Raw genomic sequence first — 17204 nt, 5'->3', positions numbered from 1 at the left:
CCCGGCCTGCCGGCTCCACTGTTTAAGCAGCACAACAGGAAAGGACCACCATGCGCTACGTAGTGGGCTATACCGCCAACGCGAGGGGGCACGACGCCGTCCACCTTGCCGTCGCGCTGGCCCGGAACCACGATGTCAGCCTGGACCTGGTCCTAGTGATCCCCGAAGACTCCCCGTTCAACGCCGTGTACCCGCCCGAGGCCGGTTACAACGACATCCTCAACGAGCAGGCACAGCGTTGGCTGGACGAAGGCGTCGCCTTGGTGCCGGACGACGTCAAGGCCCGCGCCCACATCCGACGCGGTGATTCCGAAGCCCAGACCCTGATCGATGCCGCCGTTGAATTTGACGCCGCGGCACTGGTCATCGGTGCCACCAACAGCGGCCTGTTCAAGCGGTTCACCATCGGATCCGTTGCGAGTTCACTGCTGCACTCCTCGCCTGTTCCGGTCGCGTTGGCGCCCCACGGTTACCACCGCACCGAGCCGATCACGCGTTTGAGCTGCGGCTTCGGGACACGTCCTGGCGCTGATGAACTGCTCGACGTCGCTGTCGAGTCCGCGCGCGACCGTGGCCTTCCGCTGCGGCTGGTTTCCCTGTTGGCGCTCGACGGCGGTAACTCGCCTGGGTTGGCCGACGCCGCCTGGGTGCATGCCGCCGACCGGCTTGCCGCCGTCGGGGGTTCCGGAGAGGCGACCGGCTCACTTCAAGGTGAACCCGAGATCGTCGTCGCGCAGGGCCGCACCATCGAGGAAGCCGTAGACCGCCTTGAATGGGAAGACGGCGAAATCCTGCTGATCGGTTCCAGCCGCCTGGCCCAACACCGCGCCACGTTCCTCGGCAGCACCGCGAACCGGATCCTGCGCGCCCTCCCTGTTCCCATGATCGTGGTCCCCCGGGACTACACGCGACAGATCTCCTAGCAACCGCCTGAGAGGCAAAAACATGTCAACTGCACCAAAGACGGTCCAGTCGAAAGAATCGTCCCTCAGTGAAAAGGGACTGAAAGCCGGATCGGTGGGCCTGATCGGCGCCGTCGTGATCGGCGTTTCCTGTATCGCACCCGCCTATACCCTCACCGCGGCCCTGGGCCCCACCGTGTCCGAGGTAGGCGTGCACCTTCCCGCCATCTTCCTGGTGGGCTTCATCCCCATGTTGCTGGTGGCGCTCGGCTACCGCGAACTGAACAACGCAATGCCCGACGCCGGCACCTCTTTCACGTGGGCGACCCGCGCCTTCGGTCCGTGGATCGGTTGGATGGGCGGCTGGGGCCTGATCGCGGCTACCATCATCGTGCTGTCCAACCTGGCGGCCGTGGCGGTGGACTTCTTCTACCTGATGCTCGGCCAGATCTTCAGTAACCCGGAATTGGCTGACCTAAGCAAGATCCTGCCCTTGAACATCGCCACAACGCTCGTGTTCATCGCGTTGGCTTGTTGGATCTCCTACCGCGGCATGGAAACCACCAAAGGCGTCCAATACGTGCTGGTGGCTTTCCAATTGCTGGTGCTGGGCTGGTTCGCCGTTTCTGCGTTCATCCACGTCGGGAATGGCACGGCTTTCGATGCCACGGCCATTTCCCCTGACTGGTTCAACCCGTTCGCTGTGGACTCGTTCTCCACGTTCGCGGCGGGTGTTTCGTTGTCGATCTTCATTTACTGGGGCTGGGACGTCACGCTCACCATGAACGAGGAAACCAAGAACCCCGAGAAAACGCCCGGCCGCGCCGCAACGGTGACCGTGCTGGTCATCGTGATCATCTACATGACCGTTGCCCTGGCAACGCTGTCCTTTGCCGGTGTTGGCGAAACCGGACTGGGTGTGGGCAATCCGGAGAACCAGTCCAGCATCTTCGCTGTCCTGGCCGGCCCGGTAATGGGGCCGTTCGCGATCCTGATGTCCCTGGCCATCCTGAGCAGCTCGGCGGCGTCGTTGCAGTCGACGTTCGTTTCGCCGGCCCGCACCCTGCTGGCCATGGGCCACTATCAGGCCATTTCGCCCAGGTTCGGCAAGATCAGCCCCACGTTCAAGTCGCCCAGCTTTGCCACCATTGCCGCTGCCATCGCGGCGGCGGGCTTCTACGTGATCACGCGGACGGTGTCGGAGAATGCCCTGTGGGACACCATCACCGCCCTGGGCATGATGATCTGCTTCTACTACGGCATCACTGCGTTGGCGTGCGTCTGGTTCTTCCGCGCCGAGGCGTTCAAGGGTGCGCGCTCGTTCTTCTTCAAGTTCCTGGCGCCGCTGGTGGGTGGGGTGATCCTCCTGGTCATGTTCGTGAAGACAGCGCTCGACTCCATGGACCCCGAATACGGTTCAGGTTCGTCTGTTGGCGGGGTGGGGCTGGTGTTCATCCTCGGCATGGGCGTGATCCTGCTGGGCGTAGTGGTCATGCTGGTGATGTACCGGCTGCGGCCCGAGTTCTTCAAGGGCAAGGTGCTGACCCGGGCCTAGCCCCTGCGCCGAGATGGCATTTGATGACAATGTTGCTCGCCGGGATTGGCATTAAGTGTCATCTCGGCGAGGGTAGGGCGGCGGTTGGAACACCGGCTGCCTTCTCGGCTGCCACTAGTGCTTCGGCGAGGCGCTCGACGGCGGCGCGATAGTCGGTGCCCGCTGTCACCTTGCAGAACTCGGCCTCGTGCATGGCGCGGGTCAGCGCGGCCGTTTCGGCAGTTCGGACGTCCGTCATCGCCGGGTACGCGATGGTCCGGGCAGGGTCCAATTCATAACTGCGCCAGTGCTCCAGAATGTCCGCATGTCGGGCTGAGTCCTCTGAAAAACCCGCACGACGTCGGGGCTCGGCGGCGTGCAAACGCGCAACCCTGCGGATGGCGGCCAAGGTGGCTGCCGCGGTTGCGGCAGCGGCGAGGATCATGATGAGTCCGGCCGGCGGCCATTGCACGGCTGGTACCAGGATGGCGGGAACAATCACCACCAAGCCCCCGAACAAGTCCCAAAAAACACCGTCCGGCTCCGGACCGCGGCCGTATGTCAGCTTCCTGTGCAGGACATACGTGGTTGCTGCGGTTGCGAGCACCAGAGCTACGCCCCACAGAAGCATCATGGCGGGCATCGGACCACCTCCAGGCGACATCACGCTGCTTTGAATTCAGTATGCGCCTGAGTCCCGGCGGGCGCGAGGGGTCGCCTGCGTGCCCTATGAATCAGGTAGTGAACTCTCGGTAGGCTCGATGCCAGCAGGCAAAAGCCTGCCGCATCGTTAGCAAACGAAAGACCTGAGGGCAATCGGATCTGCTGGTCAATGTCTCGCGTCTTGCGTGGGAGATTGTCCGCTCGTCCTGGCATATCGAACCCTAGCGGGTTGGCGACGGTCGCGGGTCCCTTGCCCGCGGCCGTCGTCGCGGGCATCTCCTCTGTCGCACCCCGGGCGTAGCCTAGGCACCATGAGACTGAAAATGTGCAGCATCCACGTCAAGGACCCCGCCGCGGCCCACGCCTTTTACACGGGGACGTTGGGCTTCGAAACCCTGATGGCCATGCCGGAGTACAACCTCTTCATCATCAAGGATCCGGGCGCGGGCGCGGGATCGACGGGACTACTGCTGGAACCCAGCGACAACCCGATCGGCGCGAACTACATGAACGCCGTCTACGACGCCGGGATGCCGGCCGTTGTCCTCGGCGTTCCTGACGTGCAGGCCGAGTACGAGCGATTGCTTGCCGCGGGAGTGAAGTTCAAGGGCGAGCCTGCCGAGGACCCGTCAGGCATCAGTGCCGTTTTCGACGACGGCTGCGGCAACTTCGTCCAGCTCCATCAGGACTAGCGCGCCTTAAACAACTGTGGCCAGGACACAGGTCCCGGCCACAGTCAGCTCAAAGCTATGCGTGGTCCCGCTTGGAAGTCTTGGGGGCGTCGCGCTTGGCTGCCGCGTTGTCCTTGGCTTCCTTGGTGGCAGCCTTCTTGGCGGCTTCGTCCTTGACGCGCTGGGCTTCGGTGCGCACAGCGGCGTGCGTGGCGCGCTCGGTGACCAGCCACTGCGGCGGAGCTTGCAGCAGTTCGGTGATTTCCGCCGTCGTGAGTGCTTCCTCAACGCCGCCACGTGCCAGGCCGCTGATGGAGACGTTCAGCTTCTGGGCCACCACAGGGCGGGGGTGCGGGCCGTTGCGGCGCAGTTCGCCGAGCCACTCCGGCGGGTTGGCCTGGAGTTCGGCGAAATCGTCGCGGGAGATGGACGAATCCTGGAACTCCTGGGGTGTCGCGGGCAGGTAGATGCCGAGTTTCTTGGCAACTGTTGCCGGCTTCATGGACTGGGAGTTGGAGGACGTCATGCTTCAAGGGTATCTGGCCGGTACTGTGAGTGTGTGCCAGCCGCTGAAGAATCCACCGAAACAACTGAACCCCTACCCGGCCTCCGCTTCGCCTTTGTTGCGGGTGTGACTCCTGGGAAATGGATCCGGCGGTGGGAAGAGCGGATGCCGGACTTTCCGCTCCACTCGTTCATGGCCGACGACGACGCGCAGGTTGCGGTCCTGCATGACGGTTCCGCCGACCTCAGCTTTGTTCGGTTGCCTGTAGACCGTGACGGCTTGAACGTCATCCCCTTGTACGAAGAGCAGCCCGTGGTGGTTGCGCCCAAGGGCCACGAGATCTCGGTGTTTGAGGAAGTCGCCGTCGAGGATTTGTCCGACGAGAATTTCCTGGATATTGATGAGATGGGCGGGCCGGACATGGCCCTGCAGGTGGTGGCGTCGGGTGCTGGGTTGGCTATCTTGCCTATGTCCGTTGCGCGGCATCTGAACGTCAAGGACACCGTCATGCGGCGCCTGACCGGAGCCCCCACCACCCAGATTGGCCTGGCCTGGCTCGTGGGAACGGACAGCCCGGTGATCGAGGAATTCATCGGGATCGTTCGTGGCCGGACAGCTCAGAGCTCGCGTCAACCGTCGGCCCAACAGGAGAAGCCCAAGAAGGCTCCCAAGCCGGATCGCCGGGGTGGCGGCCCCAAGAAGCCTGCGGTCGCGCAGCGCTACGCCCCGAATCCGGACAAGGGCCGCGGCAAGGGTTCGCGCAAGAAGGGCAAACGCTAGCTACGCGCCGTGAATCGCGGTTTGCTGCTGTTCTGAACGGTTCAGGTAGGCCAGCAGCAAGTCCCCTGCGCGTTCAAGCTCGCCGGCCTCCAGCGCTGAGCAGATCTGCTCGTTTTCTGTGAGCCAGTCGCTGTAGAAGTGCGCGTCCACGGTGGCTTTGTGGAAGTACAGCCGCATCTCGGCCAGGATTTGGGCCATGATCGTGGTCAGCCTGTTGCTCTCGGCCAAGTCCACGATCGCCCCGTGGAAGTGTTGGTTGGCGCTGCCCAGTCCTTCGTTGTCGTTTGCGGCCGCTGCGAGCTTGCCTTCCTCGACGGCTGCCCGTACTGCGGCAATTCGCTCCGGCGAACCACCTGTCCTGATTGAGCTGACCTCAATGGCCCGGCGAACTGTGTAGACGTCGTGGATGTCGCCGGCTTCCAGGGTGGCCACGAACACGCCCTTGTTGGGCTGACGGGTGAGCAGCCGTTCGCCGGCCAACTCGGCGAACGCTTCGCGGACGGTGTTCCGGGAGACCCCCAGGTCTTCGGCAATGGTGGCCTCGGTGAGCTTCGCGCCCGGAACCAGGAAACCCTCGGCCAGTTGGTAGCGCAGCTCCTCGGCGACCCGCTCGGCAACGGAGGGAACCCGGACGCGCATGCGGGCACGCGCGCTGGACTCGGGGTGCTCGCTGAATACCTGATCTGCGCTGGCCATGAATCCAAAATTACACGATTGCCGAAAATCCGTATCGCTGGATTGTTGAACAATCCAGCAGATTGGTGCATGCTGGATGTAACGCACATCACGAGGCAGGGATCACACCATGGCAATCATCGATCTGAACAGCGACGTCGGCGAGTCCTTCGGGCGCTGGTCCCTCGGCGATGACGCTGCGATGTTCCAGTCCGTTTCCAGTGCCAATGTTGCGTGCGGATTCCACGCTGGCGACCCCAGCGTCATCCGCAGCACCTGCGAAAAGGCGGCTCAGGCCGGCGTCGTTATTGGCGCCCATGTTGGCTACCGCGATCTCGCGGGATTCGGCCGCCGCTTCATGGACATCGATCCTGTGGAACTGGCGGACGACGTCGTGTACCAAATCGGTGCGCTGCAGGCCCTGGCGGCCACCGCCGGCGCAACAGTCCAGTACGTCAAGCCCCACGGCGGCCTCTACAACGCGATCGTCAAGCACACCGCCCAGGCGCGTGCCGTCGTCGACGCCGTGAAATCGGTTGACCCCAGCCTTCCGATCCTCGGCCTTCCAGGTTCCGAAGTCCTGCGCCTGGCGGAAGAAGCCGGCCTCCGGGGCGTCTCCGAAGCTTTCGCGGACCGTGCCTACAACCCCGATGGGACGCTCGTCTCGCGTTCGCAACCGGGCGCTGTCCTTCACGATCCCGCCGAAGTGGCCGAGCATGTCCTGCGGATGGCCACCGAGCAATCCGTCAGGGCGATTGACGGTTCCATACTGAAGATCCGCGCAGAAAGCATCTGCGTGCATGGTGACTCACCGGGGGCCGTCGCAATGGCCACTGCCGTGAAGTCCGCTCTCGGCGACGCCGATGTCAACATCGGCTCGTTCGTCTAAATCTGCTTGAACTTAGGCTCCGCACTAACTCCCTCATCCCCCCGGAGGAAACCATGACCAGTACCAACAAGGCAGCCAAGGCCGTGACAAGGAAGCCACCGGCCGGCGCTCTCAAGGCATACGTCGCCAGCCTTACCGGCACCTCGCTGGAGTACTACGACTTCGCCATCTACTCGGTGGCCTCGGCCCTCGTGTTCCCCAAGATCTTCTTCCCGGGCAATGACGAGTTCGTAGCGCTGCTGCTCTCCTTCTCAGCGTTTGCTGTTGGCTACCTGGCCCGTCCCATCGGTGGCGTGATCTTCGGACGTCTCGGCGACAAGATCGGCCGTAAGTACGTTCTCGTCTTCACGCTGGTCCTCATCGGCGTAGCCACAGTCCTCATCGGTGCGCTGCCGGACTACTCGGTGATCGGCATCGCCGCCCCCATTATTCTCGTGATGTTGCGCCTGGCCCAAGGCATCGGCGTTGGCGGCGAATGGGGCGGCGCGGTCCTGTTGTCCAGCGAATTCGGTGACCCCAACAAGCGCGGCTTCTGGTCCTCCGCAGCCCAGATCGGCCCTCCTGCCGGCAACCTCATGGCCAACGGCGTCCTCGCCATCCTGGCCGCTTCACTCAGTGACGAAGCTTTCCTCTCATGGGGTTGGCGTGTAGCCTTCCTGGCCTCCGCCTTCCTTGTGGCCTTCGGCCTGATCATCCGCCTCAAGCTGGAGGAAACGCCGGTATTCAAGGCCATCCAAGCCAAGGGCGATCGTCCCAAGGCACCCATCAAGGAAGTCTTCACCACTGAGCCCAAGGCCTTGGTTGCCGCAGCGCTCTCCCGCGTGTGCCCTGACGTTCTCTACGCACTGTTCACCGTGTTCGTGGCCGTATACGCCACCAAGCAACTGGGCATGACCACTGGCAACGTTCTTTCTGCCATCTTGATCGGTTCAGCGTTCCAGCTCTTCCTGATCCCGCTGGCCGGCGCTCTCACCGACCGCATCAACCGTCGCCTTGTCTACGGCATCGCTGCCGCCGCAACCGCCGCCTACATCCCGATCTTCTTCCTGATGATCCAGGGCAAATCCGTGACGATGCTGACCATCGGCACCGTGATCGGCCTGGCGCTCCACGCCTTCATGTACGGCCCGCAGGCAGCCTTCATCACCGAGCAGTTCCCGGCCCGCCTCCGCTATGCCGGAAGCTCGCTGGCCTACACCCTGGCTGGCGTGATTGGTGGCGCCGTGGCGCCCATCATCTTCACCGCACTCTACGGCGCAGCGTCCGGCGGCTGGTACCTGATTGCCGCCTACTTGCTCCTCACAGCCATCATTACCATTGTGGGCATGGCCATTGGCCGTGACCCCAAGCCTGAGGAAGACGTTCGCCTGCTTCAGGGGACGCACGCTCAGCCGGCGGCGTAACCGAAGATGGATACCGTGATCCAGACGACCACCGCGAAAAGGGTCCGCTCCGTAAGGCCCGTTGGCACCCGTGCCGTCCTCGCCGAGTTGGACGGGCTGCAGGAAGTACTCGCCCTGCAGGACATGCTTAACAAGTCGCCCCTGCCTGGCCAAGTGGACGTGCTGGCAGCTGCGGAAACGGTGATGGTGGTGGGCGAGTCGGCAGCAGCCACCCGCGCCATCGGCGCCCGCCTGCTGGAACTGGAACTTGCCGCAACGGAGGTTACCGACTCCGGGTTGGTTGTCATCGACACCGTGTACGACGGCGACGACCTCGCCGACGTCGCGGAGCTCACCGGACTGAGTGCGGACGGCGTTGTTGCCGCACATACGGGCCAGATTTGGACGGTGGCCTTTGCAGGCTTCGCACCCGGTTTTGGCTACATGGTGGGCGAAAACGAAGTACTCACGGTTCCTCGCCGTTCCTCGCCGCGGACAGCAGTTCCCGCGGGATCCGTGGCCCTCGGTGGCCAGTACTCGGCTGTTTATCCCCGGCGTTCCCCGGGTGGATGGCAGTTGATCGGCCGCACCGGGGCACGGATGTGGGACCTCGACCGGTCCCAGCCAGCCTTGGTGCGCCCGGGCGACAGGGTGCAATACCGGGCAGTCCGTGAGGTTGTTACAGCTGCTTCATCGTCGTCGCACGAACCCGACTCGGAGCATCACGCGGGCCCTGGTTTGCGGATCCTCAACCCTGGCGCGCAGAGCCTTATCCAAGACCTCGGCCGCCGTGGCTTTGGTCCGTTGGGCGTTTCTGCTGCTGGTGCCCTTGACCGGGCGTCGCTGCGACGAGCCAATCGTTTGGTGGGCAATGACTCTTCGGCCGCCGCCATCGAAACCGTCAATGGCGGGCTGACAATTGAAGCCGCCGGCGATCAGGTGATTGCCGTGACCGGCGCGCCGACCACGCTGACCGTCCAATCGCCGTCGTGGGTTGACTCAGGCGAAGACGACGCCGGAGACCAGCCAGGCGGGCAGCGGACCGTCCCGATGGCCTCGCCATTCGCATTGCTCGACGGCGAAGTGCTGACTCTGGGCGCTCCCGAGTCCGGATTCCGCAACTATGTGGCGATCCGCGGCGGAGTAGACGTCCCCCAAGTGTTGGGCAGCCGATCGGCGGACACGATGTCAGGGATCGGTCCGGCGCCGCTGGCCATCGGCCAGGAGCTCCCGATCGGTGAGGCCACGGTTTCCACCGCGGTTGGCAGCCCCGAATTGCAGCCTGATTTTCCGGGTGCGGGCGTAACAGTGCTGGACGTTGTGCCCGGGCCGCGCGCCGACTGGTTCGACCAAGCCGCGATCGATTCGCTCTGCAGCCAGGAATGGTTGGTCACACCGCAGTCAAACCGGGTTGGCATGCGCTTGGACGGCACCCCGCTCCAACGCACCCGCGAAGGCGAGCTCCCCAGCGAAGGCACCATGGCGGGTGCACTTCAGATCCCGCCCGCCGGATTGCCCGTCCTGTTTCTGGCAGATCACCCGATTACCGGTGGCTATCCAGTGATCGGCGTAGTCCGTGACGAACACTTGGACATCGCCGCGCAGGTACCAATCGGCGGCCGGATCCGATTCCGCCTGGTGAACGATTCCCCAGACTTCACCAAGACCCCAAAGAAGTGAGTATCTGATGCGCAAGGTCCTGATCGCGAACCGTGGCGAAATCGCCGTCCGCGTCGCCCGAGCCTGCGATGACGCCGGCATCTCGTCGGTGGCCGTCTACGCAGACATCGACGCCGACGCAATGCACGTTGGAGCAGCCGACGAAGCGTACAGCTTGGGCGGAAACACCCCCGCTGACACCTACCTGAACATCGAAAAGCTGCTCGGCATCGCGGTGCTTTCCGGTGCGGACGCCGTCCACCCCGGCTATGGCTTCCTCTCCGAGAATGCGGACTTTGCGCAAGCAGTGCTCGACGCCGGACTCGAGTGGATCGGTCCCTCGCCGGAGTCGATTCGCCAGTTGGGCAACAAGATCACCGCCCGCGAGATCGCCGTCCGTGCTGGCGCTCCTTTGGTGGCCGGCAGCGACGGACCGGTGTCCTCTGCCGCCGAAGCTCGGGCTTTCGCCGAAGAGCACGGACTTCCCTTGGCCATCAAGGCTGCTTTCGGTGGAGGCGGGCGTGGACTCAAGGTGGTCCGCGAGCTCGCTGAAGTGGAGGAAGCCTTTGACTCCGCAGTCCGTGAAGCCGTGGCTGCTTTCGGTCGTGGCGAGTGCTTCGTAGAGCAATACCTGGACCGGCCGCGGCATGTGGAAGCCCAGATCATCGCGGACAAGCTCGGCAACGTCATTGTGGTGGGTACCCGCGACTGCTCACTCCAACGTCGCCACCAGAAACTTGTGGAAGAAGCTCCCGCACCATTCTTGAGCGACTCGCAGCGGCAACAGATCTACGACGGCGCCAAGGCCATTGTCAGTGAGGCCGGCTATTTTGGGGCCGGAACCGTGGAGTTCCTGGTCTCAGCCGATGGAGCGGTGGCATTCCTTGAGGTCAACACCAGGCTTCAGGTGGAGCATCCCATTACCGAGGAAACCGCCGGAATCGACCTCGTCCAGGAGCAGTTCCGTATCGCCGCAGGCCTGCCCCTGAGCATTTCGGAGGACCCTGCAGCTCGCGGGCACTCCTTCGAGTTCCGCCTCAACGCCGAGGACGTGGGACGCGGATTCCTTCCCTCCCCGGGCACGGTTGCTTCCTTCGAAGGGCCGACGGGTCCGGGCATTCGACTGGACACAGGAGTGCGTTCCGGCTCAACCGTGCCGCCTCAATTCGATTCCTTGCTGGCCAAGCTGATCGTCACTGGGGCTGACCGGCAGCAAGCCCTTCGCCGCGCACGCAGGGCCCTCGCCGAAATCAAGATCACGGGCCTCGCCACCGTCCTGCCCTTCCACCGTGCGGTCCTCGAATCAGACGATTTCACCTCCGTGGCCGGCCTCAGGGTGCACACTCGGTGGATCGAAACCGACTTCGCAGACCAGATCCCGGTAGACGCCGAGTACAGCGTTGCCGCCCCGAACGGTGAACGGCGCACCATCACAGTGGACGTGGACGGCAAGAGGCTCGCCGTGGGACTCCCGGCCGATCTGTTGGACGGTTGGGCGCGCTCCGGGCAGGGACTTCCGGCCGCTGCGGATGTCACGGGTTTGCCGGGTTCCGTCACCGGTTCCGGTGACTCGCCAGCCGAATCCGCCCTCGTATCCAGCATGGCCGGCACGGTGGTGAAATGGCTGGTGGAGCCCGGCGCTGAGGTAGCCGCTGGGGACCCGTTGGTGGTCCTTGAGGCCATGAAGATGGAAACGCAGGTCCCGGCTCATCGCGCGGGCACACTGTCCGAAGTTCTCTCGGCACCCGGGGGAGTGGTGATGGCCGGCGCTGTGCTGGCGCACATCGAGTAGCCGCGCACAGCTGCTACGAGGCCGAGCCGGCCGGATTCAGCACCACGGCGTTGTGCAAGGCCATGCCGGCTGCTCCAATGGCGCCCTCCGCCTCCGTCCAGTCCCGCACCGTGATGTTCAGCGGGTGATGGAACCGGAGCACGGTCTCTTGGAGCCCTTCTTCGAAGCCGGGCCGGAGGTGTTCCCACAGTGCCGTCGTCTCGCCCGTGACGATGATTGTGGAGATGCCGAGCAGGTTGACGGTGCCGCCGAGGGATCGGCCCAGCATGCGGCAACTGACCCACGGGATCGGATTCAGGCGTGAAGGGGATGACGTTGGACGCGAGGATCTGCCCGTCCAGCAGCACTGTCACTGCGGCCACGCTGCGCGGCGTGATTCCCAGCCCGATGACGACGGCCTGACGCCGTCCATGGGCACCGTGCAGCTGGCCGTCGACGCGGCCCCGGCGGGCTACGTGCACGTACTGGTGCGGAACCGCGGCGGCGGTTACGTCTATTCCGACGACGACGTCCGCACCATGTGCGCGGACATCGCCGCCCTCCGGGGTACTGGAGTGGGTGGCGTGGTCCCCGCGCTTGCTGCGGCAGGCGTTGCGGCCGTGCACCTCTCGGCGCGCACAAACTATGTGGACCCATACCCTGCAGGCCCTGGTGGTGGCGCGCAGGAGCTTGACGCTACCGATCCCGTGATCGTGGCTGCGGCACGGGTGGCTGTTCCGGCGTAGTTCCGTTGCCAGCCCGCTGTTCCGTTGCTGCCCGGCGACGGAACAGCGGGCTGCCGACGAGCTAGGACGCGACGGCGACGCCCAACACGCTGTCCAGCAGGCCGTTGCGGAACTTGCCCGCGGGGTCGTTGGTCTGGACCAAGGCCCGGAAGTCCTCGAACCGCGGGTACAGCGCGCCGAAGTCGTACTGGCCGGGGGTGAAAAGCTTGCCCCAGTGCGGGCGTGCGCCGAACGGCCGGAGGGCTTCCTCGAGTTCGGGGAGGATGGCCTCCACCTCGGTCTGCAGCGGCTTCCATGTGAAGTGCAGGGCAACACTTTGCTGCCGGTAGAAGGGGCTGAGCCAGTATTCGTCAGCGGCTATGGTCCGGACTTCGGAGATGAACAGCAGCGGTGCCAGCTTTTCCGCCAGACCGCGGACGGCCTGCAGCGCGGCCGGTGCGTGGTGCAGCGGCAGCAGGAATTCGCTCTGGAGTTCCTCGCCGTTGCTGGGCGTGAATTCGTGCCGGAAGTGCGGCAAACGGTCCAGCCACTTGCCGGCGATGTCCAACTGCTCCGTGCAGTTCTCGGCGGACATATCAGGAAGAGGGTGGAGCGCGGTTGTCGCCGGGGTTGCCCCGAAGAGGTCCGGCAGGGCTGGCTCGGAATCCAGCGCCTTGAGCCACACCTGGGGTATGGCGTCGCCGGTGTAATCCGTGAAGAAGCTGACGCTGTAGGCGCTCGACGCGATGTCCTGGAAGTTCGCCAGCGCGCGGTCCCACGGCAGGCCGGTGAGGACTCGTTGGCGCATTTGGAAGCTCGGGCGGACTGCCAGCTCGAGGCCGGTCACGATGCCCAGTGCACCAATTCCCACCACACTGGCGAGGAACTCGTCGTCGTCGGCGGCGGTCAGCGTCACCTGCTCGCCGTTGGCGCGCACCAGATCAATGCCTACGACGGCGCCAGCCAGGGAGGGATTGTTCACTCCACTGCCGTGCGTGCCGGTTTGGATGGCGCCCGCGACGGAGATGTGGGGGAGCGAAGCGAGGTTGTGGATGGCGTAGCCGTGTTCTTCCACTGCCCGGCACAAGGCTCCGTAACTGATGCCACCACTGACCTTGACGGTGCTCTTTTCCTTGTTGAGGACCACTTCCTGTGGAAGAGCGTCCAAGAGGATGTGCGTGCCGTCCGTGTCTGCCACCTTGTTGAAAGAGTGGCGCGAACCGAGTGCCTTGACCTTCGGCGCCTTAGCCACGAGCTCCCTCAGCTGGTTGACCGAGGTAGGCCGTTGGATTTCCGCGGACGAGTACTCAAGGTTTCCTGCCCAGTTCTTCATTGAATAATCTTCCCATCGTGCGTTTTCGGTCTCCGTAAATTGTGAGCGTTCACAAATCTGTGCGTCAAGGGGAGTCCAGCTGGTTGCAGATAGGGTTCAAGAAACCGCCGTCTATCAGGAGCAACACGTGAGCAAAGGATCCAAGCCCACCATCCGGGATGTAGCGACGGCTGCCAACGTTTCGCTGACCACCGTCTCCTACGTTCTCTCCGGACGGCACGGCGGCACCACCCGGATCAGCCAGCCCACGCAGGACCGGGTTCTCGCTGCGGTCAAGGAGCTTGGCTACGTGCCCAACCAGGCGGCCCGGGGCATGCGCCGAGGCAGGACTGATGTTGTTGCCGTGGCCATCGGAAACCTTGAGTGGCCGTGGGACCGGGCCCTTGCCACTGCCGCCGCACGCATCCTCCCCCAACACGGTTACCAGCCAGTGATTCTGTTGGGCGACGACTGGCGGAAGTTCATGATGTCCGGAGGCGCGGACGGCGTCATCATCGGGTACTTTCCGGAGACCACTGCCGAAGACGAAACCGTCACCGAGCTTGCCCGCCGGGGAGTAGCCCAAGTGGTGATCTCAGGAACCATGAAACCGGCAGGATTCGATGTCCTGGCGCCTGAGTCTGATGCCGGGCTTGAAGAATGCATGGCGTTCCTTGCCGAGAAGCACCGCCGAATTGCCTGCATCCGGCGCGCTGAACCCGCCGGAAGGCCCAAGAGCCGGTTCGCTGCTTATGCCGCCGGCCTCGAGAAGGCTGGCATCGCGCTGGATGAGTCGCTCGTCCGGACGTCGCATCACCGTCCGGCCACCGCGTATCAGTCGGCCCTGGAACTGTTCCAGCTCCCTGACCGCCCCACGGCCGTTCTCTGCACGGACGACATGGAAGCGCTCCAGGCCATCCGCGCCGCCTACCGGCTAGGCCTCCGCGTGCCTGAGGACATTCAGATAGTGGGTGTGGGTAACTCCACCGAGGGCCAGGAGTACGACCCCGCGCTCACCACGGTGGGGCCGGATCCGATCTTTGAACAAGTGGTCATGATGCTGCTGGATCGCTTGGCGGGGGCCACTGCCGCTGAGGGCGTCCGGGTAGCGTCGCCGTGGAAGCTGCACCGACGCGGCACCACCGTGGGTAGTTAGTCCTTCAGCGGGCGGCGAGCCAGCCAGGCCGCAACGATGGCGCCAGAGATGTTGTGCCACAGCGAGAACACGGCCGACGGCAGAGCTGCCAGCGGGGTGAAGTGTGCAGTGGCCAGCGTCGCGGCCAGGCCCGAGTTCTGCATGCCAACCTCGAACGCCAGTGCGCGGCGGGCCTTGTCATCCAGGCGGCCGAGCTTGCCGGCCAGGTAGCCGAGGCCCAGGCCGAAGCCGTTGTGCAGCACAACTGCCAGGAACACGATGCCGCCAGCGGCAACAATTTTGCTTGCACTGCCTGCCACGACAATCGCAACGATCAGTGAAATCACGACGGCGGACGCCCACGGAAGTGCGGGCAGAACCTTCGCGACCAGCTTCGAGAGGAAGAGCCGGGCCAGCAGGCCGGCGATGACCGGCAGCAGCACAGTCTTCACGATGTCCATCACCATGGCGCCGGCGTCGATGTGCAGGAACGAACCGGCCAGGAAGAGTGTCAGCGCCGGAGTCACGATGGGTGCGATCAGCGTGGAAACCGAGGCGACGGCGACGGACAGGGCGACGTCGCCCTTGGCCAGGAACGCCATGACGTTGGAGGCTGTGCCGGAGGGCGCGCAACCGACCAGGATGAGGCCGACGGCCAGCTCGGGAGGCAGCTGCAACAGCACGGCGATGAGCCAGCCGGCGCCGGGCATGATCACGTAGTGAGCCACGATGCCCAGCGCTACGGCCCACGGTCGACGGGCCACTGAGGCAAAGTCCGGCGGGGTCAGCGTGAGGCCCATGCAGAACATGATGACGCCCAGCAGGTACGGGACCGAGACGCCCATGGGTTTGAACAGGTCCGGAATGAGGAAACCAAGGATGCCGGCCACCACCACAAGAAGCGGGAACACCGTGACGGCAACTCGCGCAATCCTGGCCTCAGCGGCAAGGGCGGCGTTGACGGGCGCAGCGGGTTCTTCGGTTTTCGGTGGGGTATTGGTTGCCTCAAGCATTTATCCATGCTCACACCCGCCCGGTAGTGAGAACGAATTCTTTACTTGCAGGGAGGCGTATATGTCAGATGTCCGGCATCCCTCCCGGTCAGGAGCTGAGTTTTCCGGCCAGCCGCTCGCGCATGCGGACGCTGGCCTCGTTGAGCCCGATGAACTCCACCTCGCGACCATGGTTGCGGTACTTCTCGGTGACCGAATCCAGCACAGCCACAGTGGAGGCATCCCAGATATGGGAGCCGTGGAGATCGATGACCACTCGATCTATGCCGTCTGAGGAATCTTTTGCATAGTCGAATTGCGTGTAGAGATCGTTCGACGAAGCAAAGAAGAGTTCGCCGTCTACGGTGTACGTCGCCACCCTGTCACCGTTGAGGTCCAGTTCCGTCCGCTCAACAGTCGCGAAGTGGGCCACCCTCCGGGCGAACAGCACCATCGCCGTCAAGACCCCGACGCCGACACCCACCGCAAGATTGTGCGTCGCCACCACGGCGGCAACAGTAACCAGCATGACCGCCGTCTCCGACTTGGGCAGGCGCTTGAGCGTGGAAGGCCGGATCGAATGCCAGTCGAAGGTGATCAGTGAAACGAAGATCATCACCGCCACCAACGCAGCCATCGGAATCATGCCTACAACGTCGCCCAGGACCACCACCAGGATCAGCAGGAAGACGCCGGCCAGGAACGTTGAGAGCCGGCTGCGCGCGCCTGAGCCCTTCACGTTGATCATGGTCTGCCCAATCACCGCGCAACCACCAAGCCCGCCCAGGAACCCGGTCACGATATTGGCCGTACCTTGGCCCCAGGAAACGCGGGTCTTGTTGGACCGGGTATCGGTGATGTCGTCCACGAGCTTGGCGGTCATCAGCGATTCCAGCAAACCGACCAAAGCCATGGACAAGGCAAACGGCGCAATGATCTGGAAGGTCTCCAACGTCAGGGGAACATTGGGCACGAAGAACCCGGGCAGGCTATCCGGGAGTTCGCCCTTGTCGCTGACGGTGCGAACGTCGATGTGCCCCAGCGCTGTGACCAAGGTGATGGCCACGATTGCCACCAACGGTGCGGGAATGGCAGTGGTCAGCCGCGGCAGCCCGAACACGATCACCAAACCAACAATGACAATGGGGTAGACCATCCACGGCACATTGAAGAGTTCGGGCATCTGGGACATGAACACCAGAATGGCCAATGCGTTCACAAAGCCGATCATCACGGACCGTGGAATGAAGCGCATGAGCTTGGTGACTCCAAGGATGGCCAGAATAATCTGGAAGACGCCCGCAAGGATGATGGTGGCAATCAGGTAATCAAGCCCGTGCTCCTTCATCACCGGAGCAATCACCAACGCCACAGCGCCCGTAGCCGCAGAAATCATGGCGGGCCTGCCACCCACGAGGGCGGTCACGACGCCCATGGTGAAGGACGCGAACAAGCCAATACGCGGATCCACGCCCGCAATCACGGAGAACGCGATGGCCTCCGGGATCAGGGCCAAAGCCACCACCAGCCCCGCAAGGGACTCCGTCAACAGGCGGCGGGGCGAACGGAACGTCGCCCGCAGTGACATGAGTTGCTCGGGAGTCATGGG

General features: G+C 64.0%; 17 protein-coding genes. 10 read left to right on the top strand and 7 right to left on the bottom strand.

The genetic code is table 11. The features are described 5' to 3' along the window. Positions 1-50 precede the first annotated feature (50 nt). Positions 51-923 (top strand): universal stress protein, encoded by an 873-nt coding sequence (locus ACFRJ9_RS08580; RefSeq protein ID WP_377666432.1) that lies wholly within the window; start codon positions 51-53, stop codon positions 921-923. A gap of 22 nt (positions 924-945) precedes the next feature. Further along, entirely contained in the window at positions 946-2457 is a 1512-nt protein-coding gene (locus ACFRJ9_RS08575) for an APC family permease (RefSeq protein ID WP_377666430.1), read from the top strand. 58 nt (positions 2458-2515) lie between these two features. Here the strand turns inward: ACFRJ9_RS08575 and ACFRJ9_RS08570 are convergent, their stop codons facing one another. Then, complete coding sequence (locus ACFRJ9_RS08570) at positions 2516-3079, bottom strand: hypothetical protein (RefSeq protein WP_377666428.1); 564 nt, start codon at positions 3077-3079, stop codon at positions 2516-2518. A 331-nt stretch (positions 3080-3410) separates the two neighbouring features. Here ACFRJ9_RS08570 and ACFRJ9_RS08565 point away from each other — a divergent pair, with 331 nt between their 5' ends. Next, positions 3411-3791: a VOC family protein gene (locus tag ACFRJ9_RS08565; RefSeq protein WP_377666426.1), complete on the top strand. Its 381-nt coding sequence runs from the start codon at positions 3411-3413 to the stop codon at positions 3789-3791. A gap of 55 nt (positions 3792-3846) precedes the next feature. Here the strand turns inward: ACFRJ9_RS08565 and ACFRJ9_RS08560 are convergent, their stop codons facing one another. Continuing rightward, positions 3847-4296, bottom strand: a complete 450-nt coding sequence (locus ACFRJ9_RS08560) for a DUF5997 family protein (RefSeq protein ID WP_377666424.1) — start codon at positions 4294-4296, stop codon at positions 3847-3849. Positions 4297-4329: 33 nt separating this feature from the next. On the opposite strand from ACFRJ9_RS08560, the gene ACFRJ9_RS08555 reads away from it, so the two are divergent. Next, positions 4330-5055, top strand: a complete 726-nt coding sequence (locus ACFRJ9_RS08555) for a LysR family substrate-binding domain-containing protein (protein ID WP_377666422.1) — start codon at positions 4330-4332, stop codon at positions 5053-5055. Here ACFRJ9_RS08555 and ACFRJ9_RS08550 read toward each other — a convergent pair whose 3' ends face one another. Then, on the bottom strand, positions 5056-5751 hold the full coding sequence (locus ACFRJ9_RS08550) for a GntR family transcriptional regulator (RefSeq protein WP_377666420.1): 696 nt from the start codon (positions 5749-5751) through the stop codon (positions 5056-5058). A gap of 109 nt (positions 5752-5860) precedes the next feature. Here ACFRJ9_RS08550 and ACFRJ9_RS08545 point away from each other — a divergent pair, with 109 nt between their 5' ends. From ACFRJ9_RS08545 to ACFRJ9_RS08530, 4 genes are read left to right on the top strand one after another with little or no spacing between them, the layout of a single operon-like run. Beyond that, positions 5861-6619, top strand: coding sequence for a LamB/YcsF family protein (locus ACFRJ9_RS08545; protein WP_377666418.1), 759 nt, complete (start codon positions 5861-5863; stop codon positions 6617-6619). A 53-nt stretch (positions 6620-6672) separates the two neighbouring features. After that, positions 6673-8022, top strand: a complete 1350-nt coding sequence (locus ACFRJ9_RS08540) for an MFS transporter (RefSeq protein ID WP_377666416.1) — start codon at positions 6673-6675, stop codon at positions 8020-8022. A gap of 6 nt (positions 8023-8028) precedes the next feature. Then, positions 8029-9681 carry a 5-oxoprolinase/urea amidolyase family protein gene (locus tag ACFRJ9_RS08535; RefSeq protein WP_377666414.1) on the top strand — a complete coding sequence of 551 codons (1653 nt, stop codon included), beginning with the start codon at positions 8029-8031 and terminating at the stop codon, positions 9679-9681. 7 nt (positions 9682-9688) lie between these two features. Next, positions 9689-11452, top strand: a complete 1764-nt coding sequence (locus ACFRJ9_RS08530) for an acetyl/propionyl/methylcrotonyl-CoA carboxylase subunit alpha (RefSeq protein ID WP_377666412.1) — start codon at positions 9689-9691, stop codon at positions 11450-11452. A 13-nt stretch (positions 11453-11465) separates the two neighbouring features. Here the strand turns inward: ACFRJ9_RS08530 and ACFRJ9_RS08525 are convergent, their stop codons facing one another. Further along, complete coding sequence (locus ACFRJ9_RS08525) at positions 11466-11720, bottom strand: hypothetical protein (protein WP_377666410.1); 255 nt, start codon at positions 11718-11720, stop codon at positions 11466-11468. Between ACFRJ9_RS08525 and ACFRJ9_RS08520 the strand changes: the two genes are divergently transcribed. Next, positions 11719-12177 carry a copper homeostasis protein CutC gene (locus tag ACFRJ9_RS08520; protein WP_377666408.1) on the top strand — a complete coding sequence of 153 codons (459 nt, stop codon included), beginning with the start codon at positions 11719-11721 and terminating at the stop codon, positions 12175-12177. The two genes, ACFRJ9_RS08525 and ACFRJ9_RS08520, sit on opposite strands and share 2 nt — an antisense overlap. A 61-nt stretch (positions 12178-12238) precedes the next feature. Here ACFRJ9_RS08520 and ACFRJ9_RS08515 read toward each other — a convergent pair whose 3' ends face one another. Further along, entirely contained in the window at positions 12239-13489 is a 1251-nt protein-coding gene (locus ACFRJ9_RS08515) for a D-arabinono-1,4-lactone oxidase (RefSeq protein ID WP_377666406.1), read from the bottom strand. A gap of 127 nt (positions 13490-13616) precedes the next feature. Here ACFRJ9_RS08515 and ACFRJ9_RS08510 point away from each other — a divergent pair, with 127 nt between their 5' ends. Further along, positions 13617-14624 carry a LacI family DNA-binding transcriptional regulator gene (locus ACFRJ9_RS08510; protein WP_377666404.1) on the top strand — a complete coding sequence of 336 codons (1008 nt, stop codon included), beginning with the start codon at positions 13617-13619 and terminating at the stop codon, positions 14622-14624. Here the strand turns inward: ACFRJ9_RS08510 and ACFRJ9_RS08505 are convergent. Then, complete coding sequence (locus ACFRJ9_RS08505; protein ID WP_377666402.1) at positions 14621-15616, bottom strand: bile acid:sodium symporter family protein; 996 nt, start codon at positions 15614-15616, stop codon at positions 14621-14623. The genes ACFRJ9_RS08510 and ACFRJ9_RS08505 overlap by 4 nt on opposite strands. 88 nt (positions 15617-15704) lie before the next feature. Then, positions 15705-17201: a SulP family inorganic anion transporter gene (locus ACFRJ9_RS08500; RefSeq protein ID WP_377666400.1), complete on the bottom strand. Its 1497-nt coding sequence runs from the start codon at positions 17199-17201 to the stop codon at positions 15705-15707. Positions 17202-17204 lie beyond the last annotated feature (3 nt).

Source organism: Paenarthrobacter sp. NPDC056912, from assembly GCF_042786555.1.
Taxonomy (GTDB): Bacteria; Actinomycetota; Actinomycetes; order Actinomycetales; family Micrococcaceae; genus Arthrobacter.
This window is presented reverse-complemented; position numbering and strand designations above follow the sequence as displayed.

What these genes read in the sequence shown, in the direction of transcription:
- ACFRJ9_RS08540 (WP_377666416.1), top strand. Translation starts at nt 6,673, where the DNA reads ATGACCAGTACCAACAAGGCAGCCAAGGCCGTGACAAGGAAGCCACCG.
- ACFRJ9_RS08580 (WP_377666432.1), top strand. Translation starts at nt 51, where the DNA reads ATGCGCTACGTAGTGGGCTATACCGCCAACGCGAGGGGGCACGACGCC.
- ACFRJ9_RS08560 (WP_377666424.1), bottom strand. Translation starts at nt 4,296, where the DNA reads ATGACGTCCTCCAACTCCCAGTCCATGAAGCCGGCAACAGTTGCCAAG.
- ACFRJ9_RS08545 (WP_377666418.1), top strand. Translation starts at nt 5,861, where the DNA reads ATGGCAATCATCGATCTGAACAGCGACGTCGGCGAGTCCTTCGGGCGC.
- ACFRJ9_RS08505 (WP_377666402.1), bottom strand. Translation starts at nt 15,616, where the DNA reads ATGCTTGAGGCAACCAATACCCCACCGAAAACCGAAGAACCCGCTGCG.
- ACFRJ9_RS08500 (WP_377666400.1), bottom strand. Translation starts at nt 17,201, where the DNA reads ATGACTCCCGAGCAACTCATGTCACTGCGGGCGACGTTCCGTTCGCCC.
- ACFRJ9_RS08520 (WP_377666408.1), top strand. Translation starts at nt 11,719, where the DNA reads ATGCGGCAACTGACCCACGGGATCGGATTCAGGCGTGAAGGGGATGAC.
- ACFRJ9_RS08525 (WP_377666410.1), bottom strand. Translation starts at nt 11,720, where the DNA reads ATGCTGGGCCGATCCCTCGGCGGCACCGTCAACCTGCTCGGCATCTCC.
- ACFRJ9_RS08550 (WP_377666420.1), bottom strand. Translation starts at nt 5,751, where the DNA reads ATGGCCAGCGCAGATCAGGTATTCAGCGAGCACCCCGAGTCCAGCGCG.
- ACFRJ9_RS08530 (WP_377666412.1), top strand. Translation starts at nt 9,689, where the DNA reads ATGCGCAAGGTCCTGATCGCGAACCGTGGCGAAATCGCCGTCCGCGTC.
- ACFRJ9_RS08570 (WP_377666428.1), bottom strand. Translation starts at nt 3,079, where the DNA reads ATGCCCGCCATGATGCTTCTGTGGGGCGTAGCTCTGGTGCTCGCAACC.
- ACFRJ9_RS08535 (WP_377666414.1), top strand. Translation starts at nt 8,029, where the DNA reads ATGGATACCGTGATCCAGACGACCACCGCGAAAAGGGTCCGCTCCGTA.
- ACFRJ9_RS08565 (WP_377666426.1), top strand. Translation starts at nt 3,411, where the DNA reads ATGAGACTGAAAATGTGCAGCATCCACGTCAAGGACCCCGCCGCGGCC.
- ACFRJ9_RS08575 (WP_377666430.1), top strand. Translation starts at nt 946, where the DNA reads ATGTCAACTGCACCAAAGACGGTCCAGTCGAAAGAATCGTCCCTCAGT.
- ACFRJ9_RS08515 (WP_377666406.1), bottom strand. Translation starts at nt 13,489, where the DNA reads ATGAAGAACTGGGCAGGAAACCTTGAGTACTCGTCCGCGGAAATCCAA.